Source organism: Nocardia sp. NPDC019219 (genome assembly GCF_040632645.1).
Taxonomy (GTDB): Bacteria; Actinomycetota; Actinomycetes; order Mycobacteriales; family Mycobacteriaceae; genus Nocardia; species Nocardia sputorum.
In genome coordinates, this window is the sequence record NZ_JBEYCG010000004.1 from 49,675 (window position 1) to 72,931 (window position 23,257).

Sequence of the window (23,257 nt, forward strand, 5' to 3'; positions counted from 1 at the left end):
GTCCCCTTCGAGCTGTGCGATCGGGTTGATGTTCCGACTGTAAAGAGGCGTGCACGGCTGGCCAAACCTCTTTCTCACAGCCCATTCGGGGGTGTGGTGAGTTGTGAGATCGGCGCAACGTCACGGTCACGGTAACGCGCGGTTTCCGCGTGGCATCCGGTGCGTCGACCAGAGGAAAAACGCTCTGAACTGGTCTGATCCGGATCCGAGGGGTCGGCTCACGGGTGCGTCGGTGATGCTTTGGAAACCGCTGGTTCTCCAGTGCTTTACATTTGTTAACACATCGGATCGGTCGTCGGCGGAGTGTGTTTTATCCGTCCCGGCGAGTTTCGCTCGCGGTTTCCTGGCAATGCATTGTAAGCGTAATCACAATTCGCTGGAATTTCGCCCGACGTCGCATCAATTCCGGTGTGCCCCTGGCGGGGGTCGTCCGTCGATGGAGTGTCGCGGTGGACACTCACCCTGACCAGCGCGAGTGAGGCATCCGACTGGTCGTGGATGCGTACCGCCATCCGGTCATCGACATGGGATGTACCTCGCGATGCCTGTGGACCTCGCCCGGGCGATCGAGGTCGGAGACGGCATGCTTGCGCCGAATCGCCTACTCCAACCACATCCCGACCAACCCATCTTCAGCGAGCACTACGTGGACGCGGTCCGAGCTCGCCCGCAGCATGAGCCGTGCCTGCGTGCCAGTGGCGAGCTGGACATGCTGGTCTCCGAAGTGCCGTTCAGCTTTCGACGTGCCTACGCCATCGTGGATCGCTGTATCGAGGATGCCGGCGGCAAGTGGCCGGCGAAGCCGATCGCTCCCGACACCGTGCTCGTAATCGAGGTCGTCTCTCCTGGGGTGATCACTGTGGATTGCATCGCCTAGCGCAGAGAAAGCGAAGCTTGATATCCAGCCGGGATCTCGGCTACGGCCGGATCGTCGCCGCCGAGTCCTTTGATCAGCTCGTAGTCGGTGATCCGCAGCATGCCGAGTGCGCCGGGGACCGCCGAGCGGGTGGCCAGTGCCGTCGCGAACGGCGGATGGATGTGCACGACCGCCTGGGCCGGGCGGGTCCGGTAGACGGCGGTGTGGATCGTCGTTTCCGCGGAAGGTCTGCGCCCGTGGTCGGCGACGGGCGTGGAGTCCGCCACGCGCACGATGACCATATCGCGCGCGCTGAACTCACCTGACGGCTCGCAGTGGCTCGACTCCTACCATGGGGGGCGTCGAAGAGGAGCCGTAGACATGGGTTCTTTGCAGAACCGCTTTTGGGCGCTTTGCGTCCAAAGAAGTGGTTGCTCCACCTTGACGATAGGTGTGCGCGTTCTGATCAGGGCCACCTTCACAGATTCGCGGTTACTGTCCTTCGAATTCAGTGCCAGCGGCATCGTCATAGAATTTCGGTGACGCCATGGTCCTCTCCTCGGTGGGAATGGCATCGCGCTGAGCTTTAGCCTCGGCCAGCATTCTCAGCGCTTGTTCACGTTCCTCGTCGCTGAGCGGGGATAAACCCAGATCTTCTCGCGTCGAGAAGACTTTTCCGGCAATTTCCTTACTCATTACACGTTCCTATCTTTCGATCATCTGAATCAAGGTTTTTCCGGTCACGGGATCAACAGTTTTTGTCAAGATCTCAAAATTCGTTCCACTCCTGAAGAGGATTTCATTCTCCTTGACCCCCATGGCCTCAACAGTGGAATAGGGCGCGACATCTTTGCCGGTCTTCGACACGATCGTGAACTCGACATTACCGGGAAATGCCGTTGAAGCCGACGATGAAGTGCTGGTAAATGCTTTCTCGGTTACAACCTCGCCAACCTTGTAATCGTCGATAACGCTCTGTGGAAGCGTGGTACCTCGGTAAACCACGCCGTTGTGGTCGGGGAGCTTGGCGAGTGCTTCGTTGATTGCATCGATCCGAGCCTTCTGCGATGCGTCCATGGTTCCCTCCCTCAGCGCCCTATTGAGATCTGCGTAACCGGGTCCAGTGTAGTCGGCGAGCGCGTCTAGGTCCTTCTGCGTAAGCGTCACTTTCTTAGGAACCCTGCGGGCGGCATCATCTGCACGCCCCTTGACGAGATTTATGATGCGGTCCAGCTTCTCGCGAATGGTCGAGATCACCTTATTGGTCTTGACCTTGACTGCAAGCTTGGCGGCGTCGATGATGTCCTTGATCTTGCCCGCATACTTCATGACCTTTTCCGCGATCTTGCCCGCACGGAGCGCAGCCACTGCGGCTGCACCGAACCCTGCGGATAGCGCCCCCGCGACCGCAGAGCAGACCAGGGTGACCGCAACTTCGGTCGCTATGTCCTCGGCGAGATCTTCCAGCAGCGAGACCAACTTGGCACGCATCTCGTCAATGGCGGCCTTCTGATCACGACAGGACTGGGCAATGTCAGAGAAAATGGAGGCGACATCCTCTGCGGCCGCCTTCATCTCGCGAATGTCTTCATCGATGAACGACGCCTCTGGTGCGGTCACCGCCTCGAAGCTCTTCGCGGCCCCTTCGAGCTTGGCTGCCAACCCGGCTACGGCACCACTCTTCGCCAACGTGTCCCATACGTCAGCGGCAGTAAGAAGCTTGTCAGGGTCGCCGTCGGGAATCGGCACCCCCGCCTTGCTGGCGAGCTCGAATCCATCGTCGACCAGTCCATTGCCGGGGCCTCCCGCCGAAGGCGGCGGTTGCGGGCAGGTGCTCCACGCAAACGGGAGCGGTGTCGGTTTCCCTGGCTCCGGGCGGCCAGTGCCTTTCTGATAGTCGGCGAGGGCATAGTTGTAACCAGCCTCCTGCAAGATATCGGCGTAGTTGTCGATCGCCTGGACCAGATTGCTCGACAAGACGTACGCGTCTATGGCGGTGGCGTCATAGGAGCTCGCCCACTCCTTACACGCTCCGACAGTGCCACCCATCTCTCTGCTATCGGACAGCTGTCCCATCGCGTTTGAGAATGCTTTGTGGAAATCCACAGCATAGGTATTGAGGTTGCTCGCAGTTGTGACATAGATCAGTGGATCGACATTGAATTCGGTCACACCGACACCTATCCGCGGCCGAGCATGCGAAGATTCGTGGCCGCAGCGGAACTATATCTATCGTGGGCATCCGCGGCAGCCTGCTTCATCGCCGTGATGCCCTCGGAAACATCAGTTGCCCCGGTCATCCACTGACGGAATGCGTCAGCCTGTGCCTCGGCCGCCGCGCCGTTCCAGTTCTGCTGTACATGATCGATCCGCTGCTGCAAACCAGAAATGCTGTCGGAAAGAAAACCGACGAACGCATCCAGTCGGGACTTGATCTGTTCAAGCTCGGCCAGCTTGACTTGGAAAGGCTGTGTGTTGTCCATGTCGCCCCCTATGGCAAATCGAGCGAACTTGTCGTCCTTGCTCGTGCTTTGTCCTGCTCCTCGAGCACCTGGCTGGTCACCCCGAGCAGTTCGGCCATCTTCGACAGCGCGCCCAACACCGTGTCCGCGCCGTGCTTGGTCTCGTCCCAGCCAGCCCTGAATACGTCTGCGGATGTACCTTTCCACGATTCGAGCAAACCGTTGACGTCGGTATCCAGCGACCGTAGGCCGTTGACCAACGACTCAGCGGTGAGTTGTACGAACCGGCCGACATCTGTCACTTCAGCGGGTACGACCGCGAAATCCGTTGCCGCACTGTCAGACTCCGACAACAACGCCCCCTTCGTTCGCCTTCACAAGGCACGCCCACCGTGTCTCGCTTTGGGCAAGGTCCGGCCTGTGCCCAGTGGGCGGAACGCGGCAATCCTACCGGGTCACGGCCCTGCTCGGTAATCGAGTCAGGTCGGCGGCGTCGCGGTTCGGGTCGCAGCTGAACTTGCTTCGCGCACATGCACGGTCGTTGTAGGAAGCGCGGTCAGTCCGGGTCGGCGGGATCGATGTCGGCGAAGGTGTCGACCCAATGGTGCGGCGGCCGAGGGGGATTGGGCTCACCGGGGCGCGCCAGGCCGACGACCCGCCATCCGGCGGCGACGGCGGCATCGAGTTCGTCGGGGTGGTCGGACAGGAACAGGATGCGCTCGGCGGGCGCGCCGATCGAGCCCGCGATCTTGTCGTAGGAGGACGATTCGCGTTTGCCGCCTGCCGTCGACAGATCGAAGTATCCGCTGATCAGCGGGGACAGGCTGCCGCCGCGTGCGAAGGCGAACCAATCTTGCTGGTTGCGAACCGATCCCGACGAGTAGACGTACAGCGCGAGCCCGGCCTCGCGCCACGCGGCGAGCGCCGGTGGCACGTCCGGGAAGAACTCGCCGTGCAGCGCGCCGCCGCGGAAGCCTTCCGCGCAGATGAGACCCTGCGCGGTCTTGAGCGGCTCGGCCTTGACGTCGGTGTCGAGCCATTCGCGCAGGATCGCCGCGACCTCCTCCGGGTCCGCGTCCGGACGCCCGGCCAGTTCCCTGGTCGCGGTCAGCACCGGCCTCGCGGCCGCGGAGCTGTTCTCGGCCAGCCACTCCGGAAGCCGCTCCCGGGTATAGCCGTACAGGTCTTCCCGGACCGCGGCGGTGGGGCTGGTGGTGCCCTCGATGTCGACGACGACGGCCTGGATCACGGCGCGGTCAGTAGCTCGTCGAGGGTGGGGAAGCCCGCGCTGATCTTGTCGCCGGTGAAATCGCCGACCCAGCCGTCCTCTTCTTCGAAGAAGCGGATGGCGATGAAATCCGGGCGCTCGCCCATGTCGAACCAGTGCAGCGTGCCCGCGGGCACCGACAGCAGGTCTCCGCCCTCGCACACCACCGCGAGGACCTCCTCGCCCAGGTGCAGGTAGAAGCAGCCGCGCCCGGCGGCGAAGAAGCGCACCTCGTCCTCGGCGTGCCGGTGCTCGTCGAGGAACTTGCCGCGCGCCCCCTTGGCGGTCTCCGGCCACTTCGGGTCGCTGTCGTCGGGGTGGATGCGGGCGATGTCGATGTGCTTGTAGCGCCCGGACTCGTTCAGTTCCGCGACGTTCTTCTCGTAGTGCGCGAGCAATTCCTCCGACGGCACCGACGCGGCGTTCTCGACCACCGGCCAGCGGCCGAAGGTGATGCCGTGCCTGGCCAGTTCGGTGCCGATCACCTCGTCGTCGCTGGTGCGAACGCGCACGTCGGCCGCGTCCCCGGCGGCCATCACCTGCAGGAGGGTCATGTCAGTCCAATCTCGAGAAAATCGTCGCGCGGGCCGAAGGCGGCCGGACTGCCGGTGCGGGACACCAGCTCACACAATGCTTCCAGGCATTCGGCGCGATCGCGCGCCTGGGCGAGATCGGCACCCCACGAGGTGATCCCGTGCCCGGCGATGATCAGGACCGGCAGGGCGCCGGGATGGTCGAGCAGGTAGCGCTCGATGTCCGCTCCGATGCGCGGCACCTCGGGCCAGTTCGGGAAGACCGGGATCTCGGCTACGGCCGGATCGTCGCCGCCGAGTCCTTTGATCAGCTCGTAGTCGGTGATCCGCAGCATGCCGAGCGCGCCGGGGACCGCCGAGCGGGTGGCCAGTGCCGTCGCGAACGGCGGATGGATGTGGACGACCGCCTGGGCCGGGCGGGTCCGGTAGACGGCGGTGTGGATCGTCGTCTCCGCGGAAGGTCTGCGTCCGTGGTCGGCGACGGGCGTGGAGTCCGCCACGCGCACGGTGACCATATCGGCCGCGGTGAGTTCGCCCTTGGACAAACCGCTTCCGGTGACGACGGCGGCAGCACCGGTGCGCACCGAGATGTTGCCCGCGGTGCCCGGCATCCAGCCGCGCCGGTACAGCTCGCGGGCGAGGTCGGCGATGGCCGCGCCGGGCGACGGATCGGATGCGAGCTCTGGGGTGGTGCTCGCGGTCGCGGCGCCGCGTGACGGATCGCTGCGGTGCACCACGCCGTTCTCGGTGACCACCGCGGTCACCAGTGCACCCGGCGTCACGTCGAACGCCGGGTTGAAGACCTCGGTGTCCGCGGGAGCCGTTGCCACACCGCCGAATCCGGTCACCTCGGCCGCCGCGCGTTCCTCCACGACGATCTCCCCGCCGGTGGCCATCGAGAGGTCGCGGGTGGACTCCGGGGCCACCACGACGAACGGGATGCCGTGGTGGCGGGCGGCCAGCGCGAGACCGTAGGTGCCGATCTTGTTGGCGACGTCGCCGTTGGCGGTGACCCGGTCGGCGCCGACCAGCACGCAATCGACCTGCCCCGTCGCCATCGCCCAGGCGGCGGCGGAATCGATGGTCAGCCGGTGCGGGATGCCCGCCTCGGCGAGTTCCCACGTGGTCAGCCGTGCGCCTTGCAGCAGCGGGCGCGTCTCGTCCACCAGCACCTGCTCGAGCGCGCCGCGCTCGGACAGCACCCGCAGCGTGCCGATGGCGGTGCCGAACGCGCTGGTCGCGAGGCGACCGGTGTTGCAGTGGGTGAGCACCCGCAGCGGCCGGTCCGGGCACAGGCTCAGCACCAGGTCGGCGGCGTTGGTGGCGGCGGCCCGGTTGACCCGGCCGTCCTCGGCGAGCATTTCCAGCGTCTCGGCCAGGACCGCGTCGGCGCCCTGGCCCACCTTCGCCCTGACCCTTCGCACGGCCCAGGCCAGGTTGACCGCGGTCGGCCGCGCCGCGGCGATCCGGTCCGCCTCGGCCTGCGCCGCCGCCTCGTCGACCACACCGTCCGCGGTGTATGCGGCGGTGGCGAGGACGACGCCGAACGCGCCGGCGATGCCGATGGCGGGCGCGCCGCGAATGGCCAGCGTCTTGATCGCGTCGATGACCTGGTCGACGGTGCTCAGCCGCAGCCGGCGCACCTCGTGCGGCAGTCCGCGCTGGTCGATGGTGACGAGCGCGCCGTCGTCCCAGACCAGAGAGCTGTCGTCCATCAGGCGTCCTTATCCCGTCGAGCCGTGTCGTGCCTGGTCAACGGTATCGGACGGGGACGGCGCGCCGAAATCGCGTCAGCCGGCAGCGGCTCGCAGCTTGGCGGCGCGTTCGCGCGGGTCGTAGCCGGGGCCGACGCCCTCGATGAGCAGGAGGTCGCCGTCGATGTGCTCGGCGCGCAACGGCAGGATCTCCTGATAGGCGGGCGAGTGGTACCACTCCCGGGCTTCGGTCATCCCGGGGAACTCGATCAGCACCATGCTGCCGGGCCAGCTGCCCTCGACGACCTCGGCCGGAGGACCGTGGATGACGAAGCGACCGCCGAACGGATCCAAGGTGGCCTGGATGCGTTCCAGGTATTCGAGGATGTCGGGGTGGGGCCTGCGACTGCGGAGGTGGGCGAAGCCATAGGCGGGCATGGCGTTTGGCATTCCTTCGTTCGATGACACCGGGAATGGCGTCGAATCGACGGTAGGTCCGCCTCGTGCGGGGTGACAATTACCTCGGGGGTAAGCACGCCGGTCTGGAAACGACCGCAGCCGCCGGTCCCGGGAGGAGGTGGGGCCGGCGGCGCGGGTGGCGCAGATGAATTAGCGGCGGCGCTCCTGCTCGCCGCGCCGGTCGGGCATATCGTTCTTCATGCCCCGACGGCCTTCCATGTCCGTGCCCTCGCGCATGTCCTGCTCTTGGCGCTGTTGCTGCTGCTGCCTCGGCATCTGCTTCGGCATTTTCTTAGGCGTTTTCTTCGACTTTTCAGTCATCTCCACACGGTCCTTTCCGGGGGATTGATATTCGCCTAACGAACATACGATAGCGAGCGGGTATGACCTCCGGAAGGGGAATTGAAAAATATGGCTATGAGCGGCCAGCTCGGGATATATGCCCAGGTAGGGGCACTTATGGACCTGGATTTTAATAACAAATAAGACTCGGATCTACCTTGCGTAGGAGTTTCCTGCTACGGCCTGTGTCAAGGCTCGGAACAAACTCGGCGGACGGGTGGACGTTAGTTCGATATCGCTTGATCGGGCACTGTCGGCATATCCTGCGTCGAATTCAATTCTGCTGTCGCGGGGCCGGGCATGCGATGGAAGCGGCACTACCGTGACGAACGAAACACGCTGCGATAACACGAGTTTCGCTGCACGTCGGCGATGTGTCCGCACAGGTAGCGCATGCCCTGTGCGCGCCGTGGTCGCTGTAAGATCAAGTGGCGCAATTCATTCCGCTGTCCTGCTGCTACGAGGGCTCAGTGGTGCAGCGGCAGGAATTCGACGATCTTGCCGTCCTCGGCGCCGGGCGGAACGACGACCAGGCCGTCGCGGTCGACGAGGCCCCCCAGATGTGCCGTACGGATCGCCGGGTCGCCGATCCAGCCGCCTTCGTCGGCGGCGCGAGCCGGAACGATGCGCGGCACCGGTGCGGCGATCTCCGCGGCGTTGTGCAGCGGCCCGCGCAGCGGGCGGGCGGGGGAGGCGCCGGTGCGGCCCTCGACGATCGCGGGCGCGAGCGCCAGCAGCGTCGCGACCGCGGCGAAGGGGTTGCCGGGCAGGCCGAGCACCGTGGTGCCGGAGCGGAGCTGGGCGACGACGGTGGAACCGCCGGGGCGCAGCCGCAGTCGTGGCACCACGATCTCGGCTCCGGCGCGGGCCAAGGCGGCGCGGAGCTGGTCGGCCGCCCCGCCGCCGGTCGCGCCGACGATCGTCAGCAGGTCGCAATCCGGCGCGACGGTCAGAACCTCGTCGAAGCCGTGCGGGGTGTCGCGCAGGTGCACCCGATCGGTGGTGCGAATACCGCACCAGGACAACAGATCCGGGAGGATAGGGCCGATCGAGTCGCGCGTCTGCCCCGCCTGCAGCGGTCCCTCGCTGCGGATCTCGTCACCCGTCATGACGATGCGCGCGCGTACCGGGCCGCGCACCGGCGCTGCGGTGACCTCGACGCTGGCGGCCGCGGAGATCAGCGCCGCCGTCACCGGCGTGCCTTCCGGCGCGACCGGATCACCGGCCTCCCGGTCCTCGCCGCGGCGGCGGATGTCGTCGCGCAGCGGGGTGTCCGGCAGGCGGTAGAGCGTGTCGTCGGCGACATGCGCGAATTCGTCGCGCAGCACGCTTGTGGTGCCGTCGGGGACGTGCGCGCCCGTGGCGATGCGCACCGCCTCGCCGGGCAGCAACCCCACCGGTCGCCGCCCGCCCGCGAAACCGATGTCGCGGCGCAGGCGCCACGGCCCATCGCCCGCTATCGCGTAGCCGTCCATCGCCGAGACGTCGAAACGGGGCAGCGGACCGGCGGCCGTCAGCGGGCCCGCGAGCGCGGCGCCGAGCACCGAACGCAGATCGGCTTCGTACGCGGTGAGCCGGGAAAGCCTGTCGCGCAGCATGGCTCGCGCCTCGGCGAGATCCAGCGGCGGCTGCTGCCGGGGCGCGTCGACCGCCGCCCTGGCCTGCCGCACCTGCTCCTCGGTGTCGCAGTCGCCCACGCCGGAGAGCGGAATGATCGCGGCTGCGGCCGGTATCAGCGCCTTCATCGGCTGATTGACCAGCGCGCCGAGTTCGTCCAGCGCCGCGGCCAGCGCGGAGCGCCGCCATACCCCGATCAGGTACTGCGGCCGCCCCGACTCGTCGGCCGCGAACACCGCGTCGGCGCCGGATTCGGTGGCATGCCGGATCAGCTCGGTCACCGCCCACGGCGACAGGAACGGCAGGTCGGCGGCGAGCACCACCACCAGCGGGGCGGCGGACCCGAGCGCCCGCAGGCCGGTCTCGATCGCCGCCACCGGACCCGAACCGGGCGGCACCTCGCGGACCTGGATGATCTCCGGCGCCAGCTCGGGCCGGTGCGGTCCCACCACCGCCGTCTGCTCGCACGAGGCCACGGCGGCGAGCGCCACCTCGAGCATGGATCGGCCGCCGATGACGATGGCCGGTTTGTCCACGCCGCCCATCCGGCTGGCCCGGCCGCCCGCGAGCACGATCGCGTCGGCGGCGGTCACACGCCACGACCTCGAGCTAGGTACACCATGGCGGCCATGCTAATTCGTCATCGCCCGGAAGCCGGGCAGCGGACGGCCTCGATCAGGCGTTCGACCAGAAGCGGGCCGGTGGCAGCAGCCGGAACTCGTTGCGTTCCGGGTCGGCGAGGACCAGATCGGTGTCCCGCTCCGGCGCCGGGGCGCCCCGGTCGACCGTCGTCGCGCCCGCGGCGTGCAGCCGGGCCACCTCGGCGGCCCGGTCGTCGGCCGGGAACGAAGTGAGATCCAGGCGCAGTCTGGTCCGGCCGGACCCCGCGTCGGGGGTGCGCACGAACTCCAGCCAGGAGCCCAGGCCGGTCGGTGAACGCAGCCCGGCCAGCCGCTCGCCGCGCCGGGTGGCCGGCCAGCCGGTGGCGGCCGACCAGAACTCGGCGAGGCGCTGCGGGTCGCGCGTGTCGACCACGACCGCGGCGACGGCTCCGGTGTCCACGTACTCCTCCCTGGGTTCGAGCACGCAGAACTCGTTGCCCTCCGGGTCGGCGAGCACGGCCCACGGCACCGTGCCTTGGCCGATGTTCACCGATCGCGCGCCCAGGGCGAGCGCCCGGTCCACCTGGGTGCGCTGGTGGTCCAGCGAGCGGGTGGCCAGATCGAGGTGCAGGCGGTTCTTGCCGACCTTGGCCCGCATCGCGGGCAGGAAGGTGAGCGCCAGTTCGCCGCCGTCGGCGTCGGGGGACGCGACGTTCACCTCGTCGGGGCGGTCCAGGGTCACGCTCCAGCCGAGCAGTTCGGCCCAGAAATCCGCGACCGGACGCGGCCGGTCGGCATCGAACACGACGCATGCCAGGCGGGTGGGCATGGATCAACGGTACTGGCCGCCATTGCGGCAGGGAGGAATTTCGGTAACGGGCGCTCACGCACCCGGGAGATCGGGCAACGGGAAGCGCGCGGCGCGCAGGTCGACACGTCCGTCCCGGATCGGCACGCCCTCCTCGGCGAGCAGGCGCAACTGGCGATGGGCCAGGTGCGCGGCGGGTCTGCCGCTCGCGCCGAGCACGCGATGCCAGGGCAGGTCGGCCGAGTCGGTGCGCATGATCCAGCCCACCGTGCGTGGTGTGGACAGCCCGGCGGCCGCGGCGATGTCGCCGTAGGTGACCACCCGGCCGGGCGGCACCGCCGCCACCAGGGCGCGCACCTGCTCGATCTGGGCGTCGGTGGTCGGCATCGGCTCAGAGCACCGAGCGCACCAGCTCACCGGTCTGCGCCGGATACGCCTGGGCGACCATGTGATCGCAGTTCCATTCGAGCACGGTCAGGTTGGCGCCCATGTGCTCGGTGAGCGCCGCGCGGAACTCCGGCGTGACGAACGGCGGGTGCACTTTCATCGCCTGCACCAGCACGGTCGGCAGATCGGCGGGCGGCAGCACCCAGTGCCGGGCCAGCTGGCCCCAGTAGGAGTTGACCGCGGGCAAGCTCATCCGCCAGCCGAAGCGCCCGTCCGCCGTGGGCATCAGATGTTCGTCGAGTTCGGCTTCGAGCAACCGCGGCTCGACATCGCCCCAGCCGGTGTCCAGTTTGTCCTGGCGCGCGTGCTCGACGCTGTCGTAGTCGGCCGAGACCAGGGTGGACAGCGCGATCTCGTTGAGCCATTCCGGTTCCAGCGCGATGGCCGGATCCAGCAGCACCAGCTTGCGCACCAGGTCGGGATGCCGATGCGCCAGGTGCAGCGCGCACGCGCCGCCGAAGGAGTGCGCGACCACCACCACCGGGCCGTCGGCCTCCGCGGTGACCAGCTCGACCAGGTCCTCGACGATGGTTTCGAAGTTCCACGGCGGCAGCGAGGTGGAGCGCCCGTGCCCGCGCAGATCGGGTGCGAGGACCCGGACGTCGGGCAGGTGCCGGGTGGCCAGGTCTTCCCAGCGTTTGCCGTGACCGGTCACACCGTGCAGGGCGAGCACCACCGGTCCCGTCGTCGGACCGAACCGATGGACATTCAAGACAGACACCGGTCCATTCTGACCTGCGCCGCGATCGGCCGCAGCGCTGGTCGGGCGGAGGCGTGTACCGGCGTGTCGGTCGTGTCTGTTGCAATAGCCCGCGTGGTGCGATCGGATGGCGCGGTGCGACTGGTTCGCCGGAACGTGGTGGCGCCCCGGCCGCGAGACTGGGGCGCCGACGTTCGCGCGCTGCTGGACGCCGCGGCCGAGGCCGGTCCCGCACGTCCCGGGTGGCGGCCCTGGCAAGTGCTCGGCGGGCCCGGCACGGGCAAGACCGCCCTGCTGGTCGATCTCGCCGCCGAGCGCATCGCGGCCGGAGCCGACCCGGAATCCGTGCTGGTACTGGCCCATTCGAAGCAGGCGGCGAGTGCCGTGCGCGACGCCATCACCACGCGGCTGAGCGGACCCGAGCCCGGCGCCGAGGGCGGTGTGCCCGGCGCCACACGAGAACCGTTGGTGCGCACCCTGCACTCCTACGCCTTCGCCGTGCTGCGCCGACATGCCACGGCGCACGGCAACCCGCCGCCGCGTCTGCTCACCGGGGCCGAACAGGACGCGGTGCTGCGCGAGATGCTGCGCGGCGATCTCGCCGACATTGCCGACGGCGCGCGCGGATTGTGGCCGGAGCGACTGCGGCCCGCGCTCGCGCTCGGCGGGTTCGCCGAGCAGTTGCGCGATCTCATGCTCCGCGCCACCGAACGCGGCATCGGGCCGGAAGACCTGGTGCGGCTCGGCCGTGAACACGACAAGCCGGAGTGGGTGGCGGCGGGCCGGTTCGCCATCCGCTACGAGCAGACGATGCTGCTGCGCTGGTCGGTCGGGGTCGAGGCGCCGGAGGCCACCGCGCCCGCGCTGGACGCCGCCGAACTGGTCGGCGCGGCGCTGGACGCGCTGGCCGCCGATCCGAATCTACTTGCCGCCGAACGCGCGAGGATCAGATACTTGCTGGTCGACGACGCGCAGCACCTGGACCCGCAGGCGGCGATCCTGATCAAAGCCATCGGGCACAGCGCGCGGACCACGGTGATCGCGGGCGATCCCGATCAAGCCGTCTTCGCCTTCCGCGGGGCGGACGCGCGGTTCGTCGCCGAGCTCGACGTGCCACACGAGCGGCGCATCGTGCTGCGCGACAGTCATCGGTTCAGCGGTCAGGTGGAGCTGGCGGTCGCGCGGATCGCGGCACGGCTGCCGGGCAGTGCGCCGCAGCGCATTCCCGTCCCCGAACACGCCGATCCGCGGGAGGATGGCACCGAGGTGCGGGTGCGCGTGCTGGCCACGCCCGCGAAGGAGGCCGCGCTCATCGCCGACCATTTGCGCCGCGCGCATCTCACCGGCGGGGTGCCGTGGTCGCGGATGGCGGTGATCGTCCGGTCGGTGCCGCTGTCGCTGGCCCCGCTGCGGCGCGCCTTGCTCGCCGCGGGCGTGCCCGTGCAGCAGCCCGCGCTGGACACACCGCTGGCGCGCAGGCGGGGCGCGGCCTGGATGCTGCTGTCGCTGCGCGCGGTCCTGGCGGGCGAGGCGGCGCAGCAGGGCGCCCAGCCCGCGTTCGAACCCGAGGACGCCCTCGACCTGCTGTCCGGACCGCTGGGCGGCGCCGACCAGATCGCCTTGCGCCGGCTGCGGCGCGGCATCCGGCGGGCGGTGCTGGAAGCGGTGCGCGCCGGGGCGAGAAGCGGGGAGACCGACGACGATCCGGACCGCGACGCGGACCTCGACCGCCCCTCCGCGGTGATCCTGCGTGACCTGCTGATCGGAACCGGCGAACCGGGGATTCTGAACCGGCTCACCGAGGTCGAGGCCGCGCCGCTGCGCCGGGTGCTGGACGCACTGCACCGGGCCCGCAAGGCGCGCGGGCGCGGTGCGGGTCTGGAAGACGTGCTGTGGGCGCTGTGGACCGGTTCCCGGCTGGAGCGGCGCTGGGTGGCGCAGTCGGAGCGCGGCGGCGCGGTCGGCATGCAGGCCGATCGCGATCTGGACGCCGCGGTCGCGTTGTTCGACGCGGCCGCCGCTTATGTCGACCGGCTGCCGCGCGCGAGCATCGAAGGATTCGTCGAATACCTCTCCCAGCAGGAGATTCCGCAGGACGCGGCCCCGCGCACGCTGCCGGGCGAGGCGGTGGCGCTGCTGAGTGCGCACGCCGCCGCCGGGCGGGAATGGGATGTGGTCGCCGTCGCCGCCGTCCAGGAGGGCATCTGGCCCAACCCGCGTGCTCGCGGCACCCTGCTGCACACCGAGGATTTGATCGATCTCACCGCCGGCGTGTCCGATGCGGGGGAGTGGGTGAGCCGTGCCGCGCCGATCCTCGCCGAGGAGCGCAGGTTGCTGTTCGTCGCGTGCAGCCGGGCCCGGCGATCGCTGCTGGTCACCGCCGTGGAGTCGGTCTCGGGCGAACGCGATCTGGTGCCCTCGCGTTTTCTCGCCGAACTGCTCGGCCACGACGACGACGGCGAGCCCGGTGCGCTTCCGGTGGTCGATCCCGGCCGCGCCCTGGTGATGCACTCGCTCGTCGCCGAATTGCGCGGCGTCGTCTGCGATCCCGAGGCCGACCCGGAGCGCAGGCGGCGCGCCGCGCATCAGCTCGCGCGCCTGGCGGACGCTGGCGTGCGCGGCACCCACCCCGACGACTGGTACGGCACCGCCGAACTCAGCTCCGGGCGTCCGCTGTGGACCGAGGACGACGGCGCGGTGGCGCTGTCGCCCTCCACCGTCGAACTGCTGCGCACCTGTCCGCTGCGTTGGGCGCTGGAACGCCACGGCGGCACCGACGGCGACAATCCGCACGCCGTCAAAGGCAACCTGGTGCACACGCTGGTGCAGGCGCTGGCGGGCAAGGTGCCCGAGGATCAGGTGCACGCGGCGCTGGATCGCGCCTGGCGGGCGGTGGATCCCGGGACCGGCTGGCATTCCCGCCAGGAGCTGCGCCGCACCGAGGCGATGCTGGAGACCTTCCTGGCCTGGGTCCGCAACACCCGCGGCGAACTCACCCAGGCCGGCGTCGAGGTGCCGGTGGACTGTGTGCTGCCCGGGCGCACCGAAGACGAACGCGCCGTGCGGATCCGCGGCCGCATCGACCGGCTGGAGCGCGACGCGCAAGGCCGATTCGTGATCGTCGACGTGAAGACCGGCAAATCCCCGATCACCAAGCAGGCCGCCGTCGATCACGCGCAGCTGGCCACCTATCAGGTGGCGGCCGCCGCGGGCGCTCTCGACGCACCGGCGGAATCCGGCTCCGCCGACGCGGAAGCAGGCACCGGCGAACCCGGTGGTGCGCGGTTGGTGTACGTCGCGAAGCCGAGCAAGGCGGAGGGCGCTACCCAGCGCATGCAGCCGCCGCTGGACGCTGAGGCGCTCGAACACTGGCGCGACACCATCCATCAGGCGGCCGCGTCCACTCAGGGCCCCAGTTACCTCGCCATGCGCAACGACGGATGCCGCCACTGCCCGGTGACGGGCAGCTGCCCCGTGCAGGACCGCGGGAGGCAGGTGACCGACGAGTGAGCGCGCCGTCGGTCTCGCCGCGGCCGGTCGCCGGGGCGCCGCCGTGACCGGGCGGGTGACGCCGCAGCAGCTGGCACAGGCGCTGGGACTGCCACCGCCTACCGAGGAACAGGCCGCCGTGATCGCCGCGCCGCCCGGCCCGACCCTGGTGGTGGCGGGCGCGGGTGCGGGCAAGACCGAGACGATGGCCGCGCGTGTGGTGTGGATGGTCGCGAACGGGCTCGTCCTGCCGGACGAAGTGCTCGGACTGACCTTCACGCGCAAAGCCGCGCAGCAGCTGACCGCCCGCATCCGGACCAGGCTGGCCCGGCTCGCCGGCGCGCCGCTGCTGCGCGAACTCGACCCGAGCGGCCGCTTGCGCGCCCAGCTGACCGGCGCGGAACCGGAGATCAGCACGTACCACTCGTACGCGGGCAGGTTGCTCACCGAACACGGACTGCTCCTTCCGGTGGAGCCCTCGGCGACCCTGCTCACCGAGACCCAGCTCTGGCAGCTCGCCCACCAGGTGGTCCGCACCTGGGACGGCGACCTGGAGACCGAGCGCACCCCGGTGTCGGTCACCGAGGCGGTGCTCGCGTTGTCCGGGCAGCTGGCCGAGCATCTGGTCGAACCCGAGGATCTGGCCGAGGCGCACACCGAGCTGGCGAAGCTGGTGTACACGTTGCCCGCCGGTCCGCGGCAGCGGGGCGGGCCGAGCCAGACGCTGCTGAACATCGTGCAGGTGCAGCGGGAACGGGTAGCGCTGCTTCCCCTGGTTCAGGAACTCGCCGAGGCGCTGCGCCGCCGGGGCGCCCTGGACTTCGGCGCGCAGATGTCCCTCGCCGCCCGCCTGGCCGCCGAGCATCCCGAGGTCGCCGCCGCCGAACGCGCCCGCTTCCGCCTGGTCCTGCTCGACGAGTACCAGGACACCGGCCACGCGCAGCGAGTTCTGCTCGCCGCCCTGTTCGGGGGTGCGCCGGACCCGGCGGCCTCGACGCAAGCCACGCACGGCGATCTCGCTGCTGCCGGAGGGCGAGACTCGGCTGACGCAGACGTTTCCGCCGATGTCCGGCGGTCGACGCACCCCGGCGCGCACGGCGGCGAGCGTGAGTCGCGCGGCGCCGCCAACGGCTCGGATGCGTCGACCGCAAGCACTTCCGCACGCTCCGGTGCGCAAAAGGCGCATCTCGAGCCGTCCACGGGGCAACTGTGGTCCTCGGACGACGCTCGGGCTCCGGCCACCGACCGGCTCGCGCCGGATAGCCGGGCACAGCAGCCGGTCGAGGGCAAGCGCGATCCGAATGTGCCACCGGCCACCTCGTTCTCGCGGACTGCCGACACTCGCGCTGGTGACACTCCGCAGCGCGGCCCCGACGGCGATACGGATAGCGAAGGGCAACCGAGGTTCGCCGGTGCGCACGATCCGCACGCCGCACTTCGGCGACGCGACCAGACCCCGCCGCCGCACCAAGCCCAGCGCCTTGCCGTGACCGCCGTCGGCGACCCGATGCAGTCGATCTACGGCTGGCGTGGCGCTTCGGCGGCGAATCTGCCCCGGTTCGCCACCGACTTCCCCAGTGCGCCAGGCGTGCCCGCCCCGACGCTGGCGTTGCTGACCAGCTGGCGCAATCCGCCCGAAGCGCTGGCGCTGGCCAATCTCGTCGCCGACCCATTGCGGCGCAAGGCGCTCGAGGGCGGCGGCGTCACGGTCGACGCGTTGCGCGCCAAACCCGACGCCGGGCCGGGAGTGGTCGCGCTGGCGTTGACCGAGACCGTGGCCGCCGAACGCGAGTGGGTGGCCGAGCGGATCGCCGCGGAGTGGGCAGCCCGGCGGGCGGCGCAACAGCAGCCGCCCACGTCGGCGGTACTGGTGCGTCGCAATGCCGATGCCGCGCCGCTCGCGGAAGCGCTGCGCGGCCAAGGTCTTCCGGTGGAGATCGTCGGGCTCGGCGGCTTGCTCGCCACACCGGAGGTCGCCGACATCGTCGCCACCCTGCGGTTGATCGCCGAACCCGGGTCGGGCAGCGCGGGCATGCGCGTGCTGACCGGCGCGCGCTGGCGCATCGGAGTCGCCGACATCGCCGCGCTCGCCCGCCGCGCCAGGGACCTGTCCATCCGGCGTCCCGGGTCGGAAGGCCCGGCCGAGATCACCGACGGCGCCGCGCTGGACGAGGCGTTGCGCGAAGTGGCTCCGGAACCCGCCGAACAGGCCGGGCTGGCCGACGCGATCGCGGATCCCGGCCCGGCGGAGAACTATTCGCCCGCCGGCTTCGCCCGTATCGAGGCGCTGGGCCGGGAGCTGGCCGCGTTGCGCGAACGCAGCGGGCAGCCGCTGGCGGAGCTGGTCGCCGACGTCGAGCGCACCATCGGCGTGGGGGTGGAGACCCAGACCCGGCGAGCCATGGCGGGCGCCGGAGCCGGGCGCGAGCATCTGGACGCGTTCGCCGAGGTGGTGGCCGGGTACGCCGCGGACACCGGCGCCTCGCTCGGCGGGTTGCTCGCGTTCCTCGCCGCCGCGGAGGAGGTCGAGAACGGACTGGAGCCCGGCGAGGTCGAGGTCGCCAAGGACCGGGTGCAGGTGTTGACCGTGCACGCGGCCAAAGGTTTGGAATGGGAGATCGTGGCGGTCCCGCACGTGGTCGAGGGCGTGTTCCCGTCCAAGGTCGGTTCCGGCACGTGGCTGGGCGCGCTCGCGGAGCTGCCGACCTCGCTGCGGGGTGACCGTCAGCAGGAGGACGCGGCCGAGGGCGTGCCGGTGCTCGATCTCACCGACCTGTACGACCGGGCGGACCTCGATCGCGCGATCAAGGCGCACAAGGAAGCGCTGGAGCGCCGCCGGATCGATGAGGAACGCCGCCTGTTCTACGTCGCGCTCACCAGAACCGAACGCGCGCTGCTGGTTTCGGCGCACTACTGGGCGGAGACCGGCAGTTCCCCGAAGGGTCCCTCGGACTTCCTGCTGGAACTGAAGCACGCGAACGACGACACCGGCAGCCCGGCCCACGGCGTTCTCACGATCGACCGCTGGGACGACCCGCCCGCCGCCGACGCCGTCAACCCGTTCACCGACAACCCCGCGACCGCCGAGTGGCCCCGCGACCCGCTCAGCACCCGCCGCGACCCGATCGAACAAGGCGCCGCGCTGGTCCGCGTCGCACTGGCCGACCTCCGCACCCGTCCCGCCGATGCCGGACGCGATGATCGGGAGCCCGGTGCGGGCCCGAACCGCCGGACCCGAAGCCGTTCTGCACCCGCTGACTATGAGCCGGGCTTCCTGGACGAACCGCCTTCGTACCCGTCGCCCGACGCGCCGAAGCCCGCGGATGAACCGTTCTACTACCCGCCCGACGACGACTACCCGCCCGACGATTTCGCGGACTTCGCGGCAACCGAATACGCCGACCCCTACGCGGACATCGAGCCCTACTTCGGCCCGGGACCCGACCCGGTGGAGGAGTACTTGTCCGACGACCGGGCATTCGCCGCGACCGGCTTCGCGCCACCGCCACCCGAGGACCCCTACCGGCCAGCGCACATCCAGCCCGACCCGGATCCCGACGATCCCGAAGGCTGGGCCGCCGACGTCGACGCCCTGCTGGCCGAGCACCAGGACGCCGCGACGGCCGCCGGGGAGGTCGAGCTCCCCGGGCAGATCGCCGCGACCGCCCTGGTCGAGCTGCGTGCCGACCCGGCGCGACTGGCCGCTCGCCTGCGTCGCCCGTTGCCCTACCCGCCGAACCCGCTGGCCCGTCGCGGCACCGCCTTCCACGCGTGGGTGCAGCGGTGGTTCGGTTCCACGCGCCTGCTGGGTCTGGACGAATTGCCGGGTGCGGCCGACAGCGGCGCGGCCGACGCGGGGCTGGACGCCGAGCTGACCGCGATGCAGCAGGCCTTCCTGAATTCCCGCTGGGCCGATCGCAGCCCGATCGAGGTCGAGATTCCGTTCGAGACCTCGATCGCGGGCACCGTGATCCGCGGACGGATGGACGCGGTGTTCGCCGAACCGGGCGGGCGCTGGATCGTCGTCGACTGGAAGACCGGCGCCGAACCCAGCGCCGCCGAGGAACCGGCGGTCGCCATGCAGCTGGCCGTCTATCGCCTGGCCTGGGCACGGTTGATGGCCGCCCGGGAGGGACGGCCGGAGCACGAGATGCTGCACCGGATCGGCGCCGCGTTCCACTACGTGCGCACCGGACGGACCATCGCGCCGGTGAACCTGGCCGGTCCGGAGGAATTGGCCGAACTGATCAGGAACGCCGCGCCCGCCGGCTCACCGCCAGCGCCTGAGTGATCAGCGGGATCTGCAGCGGCAGCCGCAGGGCCGAGCCGGCCTTGAGCAGCCGCGGCGCCTTCTCGCTGGCCAGCATGTCCGCGGTGAACTGCACGTTGGCCGGGAACACCGCGATGAACAGCAGCGCCGCGATCCGTCCGCCGAAGCTGCGGGTACGCGGGATCGCGAGGGCGGCGGCGACGCCGATCTCGGCCACGCCGGAAGCGTAGGTGTAGTCACGAGCCTTGCCGGGCAGGAAGCGCGGCACGATCGAATCGAACGGTTTCGGCCAGACGAAATGCAACACTCCGGCCCCGAACAGCAGGGCGGCGAGAGCCAGCGCAGGCCGCCGCGCGCCGTCGGGCACGGATGTCAGCGTATTTTCAGCCATGAGGCACCCTTACATCTACACCGCTCCGCGTCGAGCCCGGGCCGCCCGCCGCCGCGAGGGCCCCGCCGACCGGCACACGCCGAGCCACGCACACCGAATCCCGAGCTCGAACACCGACGCGCCCAGCACACCGCAACCACGCCCGAGCGAAGCGAGACCCCGCGTATGCCGTTCGCAAGCCTCGGTTCGCGTTCGAGCACTCGCCCATCGCGCGACCCAAGGACCGCTCGACTCAATAGCCGACACCGCCACGCAACACGAGTCTCGAGCTCGAATGCCGACGAGCTCAGTACACCGCAACCACGTCTTTCGAGCGAAGCGAGACCGAGCATCCGCCGTTCGCGAGCCAGAAGTGGGCCGCGAACACCCAGCGCCGCAGGCGCTGGAAAAACAAACACAGTAGGCTCCCCTGCTGTGCCGGAGGGACAAGGAATACCGGGGATGACCGACACGAGCGACGAGATGACGGGTGCGTCCGGTGTTCGGTGAGCGAGCGCGCGGCCTGGGGCTGGCCAGCCGTCCCGATTTCGCCCTGGTCGGTGTGCTGCGCATCCCGGAAGTGCAGAGCAGCCCGTGGATCTCGCTGACCAGGCGGGTGCTGTTCGCTACGGCGCTGCTGTTCCTGGCCGCGCTGGTGGTGTATCTCGGGCGCGAGGGCTACCACGACAACTCGGGTAATGAACTGTCGTTCCTGGACGCGTTCTACTACGCGACGGTGTCGCTGTCGACCACCGGATACGGCGACATCCATCCGGTGACGCCCGAGGCGCGGCTGGCGAACATCGTCGTCATCACCCCGCTGCGCATCCTGTTCCTGATCGTCCTGGTCGGAACCACACTGGGCGTGCTGACCGAACGTTCCCGGCAGGCTTTCAAGATTCAGCGATGGAGGCACACCGTGCGCAATCACACCGTGGTCGTCGGATACGGCACGAAGGGGCGGACGGCGATCGACGCCATGCTCGGCGACGGGGTGCAGCCCGCCGACATCGTCGTGGTCGACACCGACGTGGTCGCTTTGGAGGCGGCCGCCAACGCCGGCCTGGTCACGGTGCACGGGTCGGCTTCCCAATCCGATGTGCTCCGGCTGGCCGGTGTGCAGCACGCCGACTCGGTGGTGGTCGCCACCAATCGGGATGACACCGCCGTGCTGGTCACCCTGACCGCCCGGGAACTGAACAAGGCCGCCAAGATCGTGGTGTCGATCCGGGAGGCGGAGAACACCCACCTGGTGCGGCAGTCCGGCGCGAACTCGGTGGTGGTGTCGTCGGAGACGGCGGGCCGGTTGCTCGGCATCGCGACCACCACGCCCACGGTCGTGGAGATGATGGAAGACCTGCTCACCCCGGAGGAGGGTTTCGCCGTCGCGGAACGCGAGGTGGAGTCGTCCGAGATCGGCGGTTCGCCACGGCATCTCAGCGACATCGTCCTCGGCGTGGTGCGCGACGGGGTGCTCTACCGGGTGGGCGAGCCGGAAGTCGACGCGGTCGACGCCGGCGACAAGCTGCTGTACATCCGCCGGGCGGGCAAGTGACACACGCCGCGAGCTGAGCGGTAGCTCGGGCGCGATAGTCTCGAAGCGTGTCGGCTTTTCAGCTCAATGGTGTTCCGCTGCTGTCTCGTTCCGTGATCGATCGAGCCGAGCCGATTCGAGGTGACGCGCAGGCTCTGAAGGAGGGCTGGGCCGACGCCAAACTCTTGCGTGTCAATCGCCGCGGGCAGGTGCGCTTGGAGGACGGTGTCCTGCTCCTGGAACCGGCCCTGGAGTTGTCCGCGGAGCCGAGCCCGGCCGCGGTGTTCCTCGGGGTCGAGGACGGCATCCATCTCTGGGCGGTGCGCGATCCGGAGCTCGAGGGCACGCTCACCGACTTGCGCGCGCTGGCGGGCGGCGCCGTCGACGACCGCACCGCCGGGTTGCTGTCCACCGCGATCGCGCTGTTGAACTGGCACGACAAGGCCGGATTCCACGGTGCGGACGGCACAGTGACCACCTCGGCGAAGGGCGGTTGGTCGCGCGTCACCGAGAGCGGCTACGAGGAGTTCCCGCGCATCGATCCGGCGGTGATCTGCTTGATCCACGACGGCGGCGACCGGGCGCTGCTCGCCCGCCAGCACGCCTGGCCGGAATCGCTGTTCTCGCTGCTGGCGGGATTCGTCGAGGCGGGCGAGTCGCTGGAGCGCTGCGTGGAGCGGGAGATGCGCGAGGAAGTCGGTCTCGACGTGCGCGAGATCAGCTACTTGGGCAGCCAGCCGTGGCCGTTCCCGCGCTCGCTCATGCTGGGCTTCGCGGCGGTCGCCGATCCGGAACAGCCGCTCGTCTTCTCCGACGGGGAGATCGCCGAGGCCGCCTGGTTCACGCGCGCGCAGGTGCGCGAAGCGCTGGCGGTGGGCGACTGGTCGAAGCGGGGCGAGGGCGCCCAGCTGCTGCTGCCCGGTTCGATCTCGATCGCTCGCACCATCATCGAATCCTGGGCCGCGCTCGACTAGCGCACCCGCGCGCGGGCAGCGCGACCCGCGCGCGTCGGCTGATCAGGACAGTCCGGCGAGGACCTGCTTGACGGTCGCCAGCGACGGGTTCGTCGCGGTGGAGCCGTCGGCGAACTTCACGGTGGGCACGACGTGGTTGCCCCCGTTCACGCTGCCGACGAACTCGGCCGACGCCGGGTCGTCCTCGATGTCGATCTCGACATAGGTGATGCCCGCCTCGTCCAGCTGCTTCTTGAGCCTGCGGCAGTAGCCGCACCAGGTGGTCGAGTACATCGTCAGGGTGGGGTTCGCGTCAGTCACGGACACTGCAACACCGGAGGGCCGCGCACTGTTCCGACTCGGATCGTCTCGGATGGTCTTGCACTCCATTTAGTATGTGCGCATACTAAATGTATGACGATCATCGCCACTGCATACGCCACCTCCGATGCTCCGCCGACCGCCTTCTTCGCTCGCTGGGCGGACATGGCCACCTGGCCGGAATGGAACACCGACACCGAGTGGGTGCGCCTGGACGGACCGTTCGCCGAGGGCGCCACCGGGACGTTGCGGCCGAAGGGCGGTCCGAACATCCGGTTCGTCGTCGCACGCCTCACCGACCGCGAGTTCGTCGACGTCTCCCGGTTGCTCGGCGCGCGGCTCACCTTCGCCCACGAGGTCACCGTCGCCGAGAGCGGCACCACGATCACGGTGACCGTCTCGATCGACGGACCATTGCGCCGGCTGTGGACCAGAATCCTGGGCGCGGGCCTGGCGGAATCCGTGCAACCCGACCTCGACGCACTGGTCGCCGTCGCCGAGGGGGTCGCGGCGTGAGCGGCATGCGCGGGAAG

At 69.6% G+C, this 23,257-nt stretch carries 21 protein-coding genes and 1 pseudogene; 6 read left to right on the forward strand and 16 right to left on the reverse strand.

Translation table 11 applies throughout. The features are described from left to right. Window positions 1-541: 541 nt before the first annotated feature. On the forward strand, window positions 542-877 hold the full coding sequence (locus ABZ552_RS09630; RefSeq protein ID WP_357436405.1) for a hypothetical protein: 336 nt from the start codon (window positions 542-544) through the stop codon (window positions 875-877). Here the strand turns inward: ABZ552_RS09630 and ABZ552_RS09635 are convergent. The 14 genes and pseudogenes from ABZ552_RS09635 to ABZ552_RS09700 form a co-directional block, all read right to left on the reverse strand. Further along, window positions 874-1,167 (reverse strand): annotated as a pseudogene (locus ABZ552_RS09635) (class II aldolase/adducin family protein); the annotation flags it as partial. The gene ABZ552_RS09630 and the pseudogene ABZ552_RS09635 overlap by 4 nt on opposite strands. 181 nt (window positions 1,168-1,348) lie before the next feature. Beyond that, on the reverse strand, window positions 1,349-1,552 hold the full coding sequence (locus ABZ552_RS09640; protein ID WP_281917473.1) for a hypothetical protein: 204 nt from the start codon (window positions 1,550-1,552) through the stop codon (window positions 1,349-1,351). Between the two features lie 9 nt (window positions 1,553-1,561). Next, a complete protein-coding gene (locus ABZ552_RS09645) occupies window positions 1,562-3,028 on the reverse strand; it encodes an ADP-ribosyltransferase (protein WP_281917474.1) in 1,467 nt (488 codons plus the stop codon). A gap of 8 nt (window positions 3,029-3,036) precedes the next feature. Beyond that, the gene (locus tag ABZ552_RS09650) at window positions 3,037-3,339 is read right to left on the reverse strand and encodes a WXG100 family type VII secretion target (protein WP_281917475.1); all 303 of its coding nucleotides are present in this window, start codon (window positions 3,337-3,339) and stop codon (window positions 3,037-3,039) included. Between the two features lie 8 nt (window positions 3,340-3,347). Further along, window positions 3,348-3,671, reverse strand: coding sequence for a WXG100 family type VII secretion target (locus ABZ552_RS09655; protein WP_281917476.1), 324 nt, complete (start codon window positions 3,669-3,671; stop codon window positions 3,348-3,350). Window positions 3,672-3,874: 203 nt separating this feature from the next. Further along, complete coding sequence (mtnC, locus tag ABZ552_RS09660; protein WP_281917477.1) at window positions 3,875-4,567, reverse strand: acireductone synthase; 693 nt, start codon at window positions 4,565-4,567, stop codon at window positions 3,875-3,877. After that, window positions 4,564-5,139: a cupin gene (locus ABZ552_RS09665; RefSeq protein ID WP_281877993.1), complete on the reverse strand. Its 576-nt coding sequence runs from the start codon at window positions 5,137-5,139 to the stop codon at window positions 4,564-4,566. Before ABZ552_RS09665 ends, mtnC begins: the two co-directional genes overlap by 4 nt. After that, window positions 5,136-6,833, reverse strand: coding sequence for an S-methyl-5-thioribose-1-phosphate isomerase (gene mtnA / locus ABZ552_RS09670; protein WP_357436408.1), 1,698 nt, complete (start codon window positions 6,831-6,833; stop codon window positions 5,136-5,138). The genes ABZ552_RS09665 and mtnA overlap by 4 nt, the downstream gene beginning before the upstream one ends. Window positions 6,834-6,908: 75 nt before the next feature. Then, window positions 6,909-7,250, reverse strand: coding sequence for a DUF1330 domain-containing protein (locus ABZ552_RS09675; protein ID WP_281877995.1), 342 nt, complete (start codon window positions 7,248-7,250; stop codon window positions 6,909-6,911). A gap of 171 nt (window positions 7,251-7,421) precedes the next feature. Beyond that, window positions 7,422-7,592, reverse strand: coding sequence for a hypothetical protein (locus ABZ552_RS09680; protein ID WP_281877996.1), 171 nt, complete (start codon window positions 7,590-7,592; stop codon window positions 7,422-7,424). Between the two features lie 488 nt (window positions 7,593-8,080). Further along, window positions 8,081-9,823 carry an NTP transferase domain-containing protein gene (locus ABZ552_RS09685; protein WP_357436410.1) on the reverse strand — a complete coding sequence of 581 codons (1,743 nt, stop codon included), beginning with the start codon at window positions 9,821-9,823 and terminating at the stop codon, window positions 8,081-8,083. 82 nt (window positions 9,824-9,905) lie between these two features. Next, a complete protein-coding gene (locus ABZ552_RS09690) occupies window positions 9,906-10,661 on the reverse strand; it encodes a VOC family protein (protein WP_281917480.1) in 756 nt (251 codons plus the stop codon). A gap of 54 nt (window positions 10,662-10,715) precedes the next feature. Further along, window positions 10,716-11,027 (reverse strand): MGMT family protein, encoded by a 312-nt coding sequence (locus tag ABZ552_RS09695; RefSeq protein WP_281877999.1) that lies wholly within the window; start codon window positions 11,025-11,027, stop codon window positions 10,716-10,718. Between the two features lie 4 nt (window positions 11,028-11,031). After that, the gene (locus ABZ552_RS09700) at window positions 11,032-11,808 is read right to left on the reverse strand and encodes an alpha/beta fold hydrolase (RefSeq protein ID WP_281878000.1); all 777 of its coding nucleotides are present in this window, start codon (window positions 11,806-11,808) and stop codon (window positions 11,032-11,034) included. 93 nt (window positions 11,809-11,901) lie between these two features. Between ABZ552_RS09700 and ABZ552_RS09705 the strand changes: the two genes are divergently transcribed. Together ABZ552_RS09705 and ABZ552_RS09710 are read left to right on the forward strand one after the other, a co-directional pair. Continuing rightward, window positions 11,902-15,297 carry an ATP-dependent DNA helicase gene (locus tag ABZ552_RS09705; protein WP_357436413.1) on the forward strand — a complete coding sequence of 1,132 codons (3,396 nt, stop codon included), beginning with the start codon at window positions 11,902-11,904 and terminating at the stop codon, window positions 15,295-15,297. A gap of 43 nt (window positions 15,298-15,340) precedes the next feature. Next, complete coding sequence (locus ABZ552_RS09710; RefSeq protein ID WP_357436415.1) at window positions 15,341-19,567, forward strand: ATP-dependent DNA helicase; 4,227 nt, start codon at window positions 15,341-15,343, stop codon at window positions 19,565-19,567. On the opposite strand, the gene ABZ552_RS09715 is transcribed toward ABZ552_RS09710, so the two are convergent. Then, window positions 19,524-19,937 (reverse strand): hypothetical protein, encoded by a 414-nt coding sequence (locus ABZ552_RS09715; RefSeq protein WP_281878005.1) that lies wholly within the window; start codon window positions 19,935-19,937, stop codon window positions 19,524-19,526. The two genes, ABZ552_RS09710 and ABZ552_RS09715, sit on opposite strands and share 44 nt — an antisense overlap. A gap of 478 nt (window positions 19,938-20,415) precedes the next feature. Here ABZ552_RS09715 and ABZ552_RS09720 point away from each other — a divergent pair, with 478 nt between their 5' ends. Together ABZ552_RS09720 and nudC are read left to right on the forward strand one after the other, a co-directional pair. Then, the gene (locus ABZ552_RS09720; RefSeq protein WP_281878006.1) at window positions 20,416-21,471 is read left to right on the forward strand and encodes a potassium channel protein; all 1,056 of its coding nucleotides are present in this window, start codon (window positions 20,416-20,418) and stop codon (window positions 21,469-21,471) included. A gap of 47 nt (window positions 21,472-21,518) precedes the next feature. After that, window positions 21,519-22,424 (forward strand): NAD(+) diphosphatase, encoded by a 906-nt coding sequence (nudC, locus tag ABZ552_RS09725; protein ID WP_281878008.1) that lies wholly within the window; start codon window positions 21,519-21,521, stop codon window positions 22,422-22,424. A gap of 42 nt (window positions 22,425-22,466) precedes the next feature. Here the strand turns inward: nudC and ABZ552_RS09730 are convergent, their stop codons facing one another. Next, window positions 22,467-22,730 carry a mycoredoxin gene (locus ABZ552_RS09730; protein WP_063024381.1) on the reverse strand — a complete coding sequence of 88 codons (264 nt, stop codon included), beginning with the start codon at window positions 22,728-22,730 and terminating at the stop codon, window positions 22,467-22,469. A gap of 87 nt (window positions 22,731-22,817) precedes the next feature. Between ABZ552_RS09730 and ABZ552_RS09735 the strand changes: the two genes are divergently transcribed. Beyond that, window positions 22,818-23,240, forward strand: a complete 423-nt coding sequence (locus ABZ552_RS09735; RefSeq protein WP_281917483.1) for an SRPBCC family protein — start codon at window positions 22,818-22,820, stop codon at window positions 23,238-23,240. Window positions 23,241-23,257 lie beyond the last annotated feature (17 nt).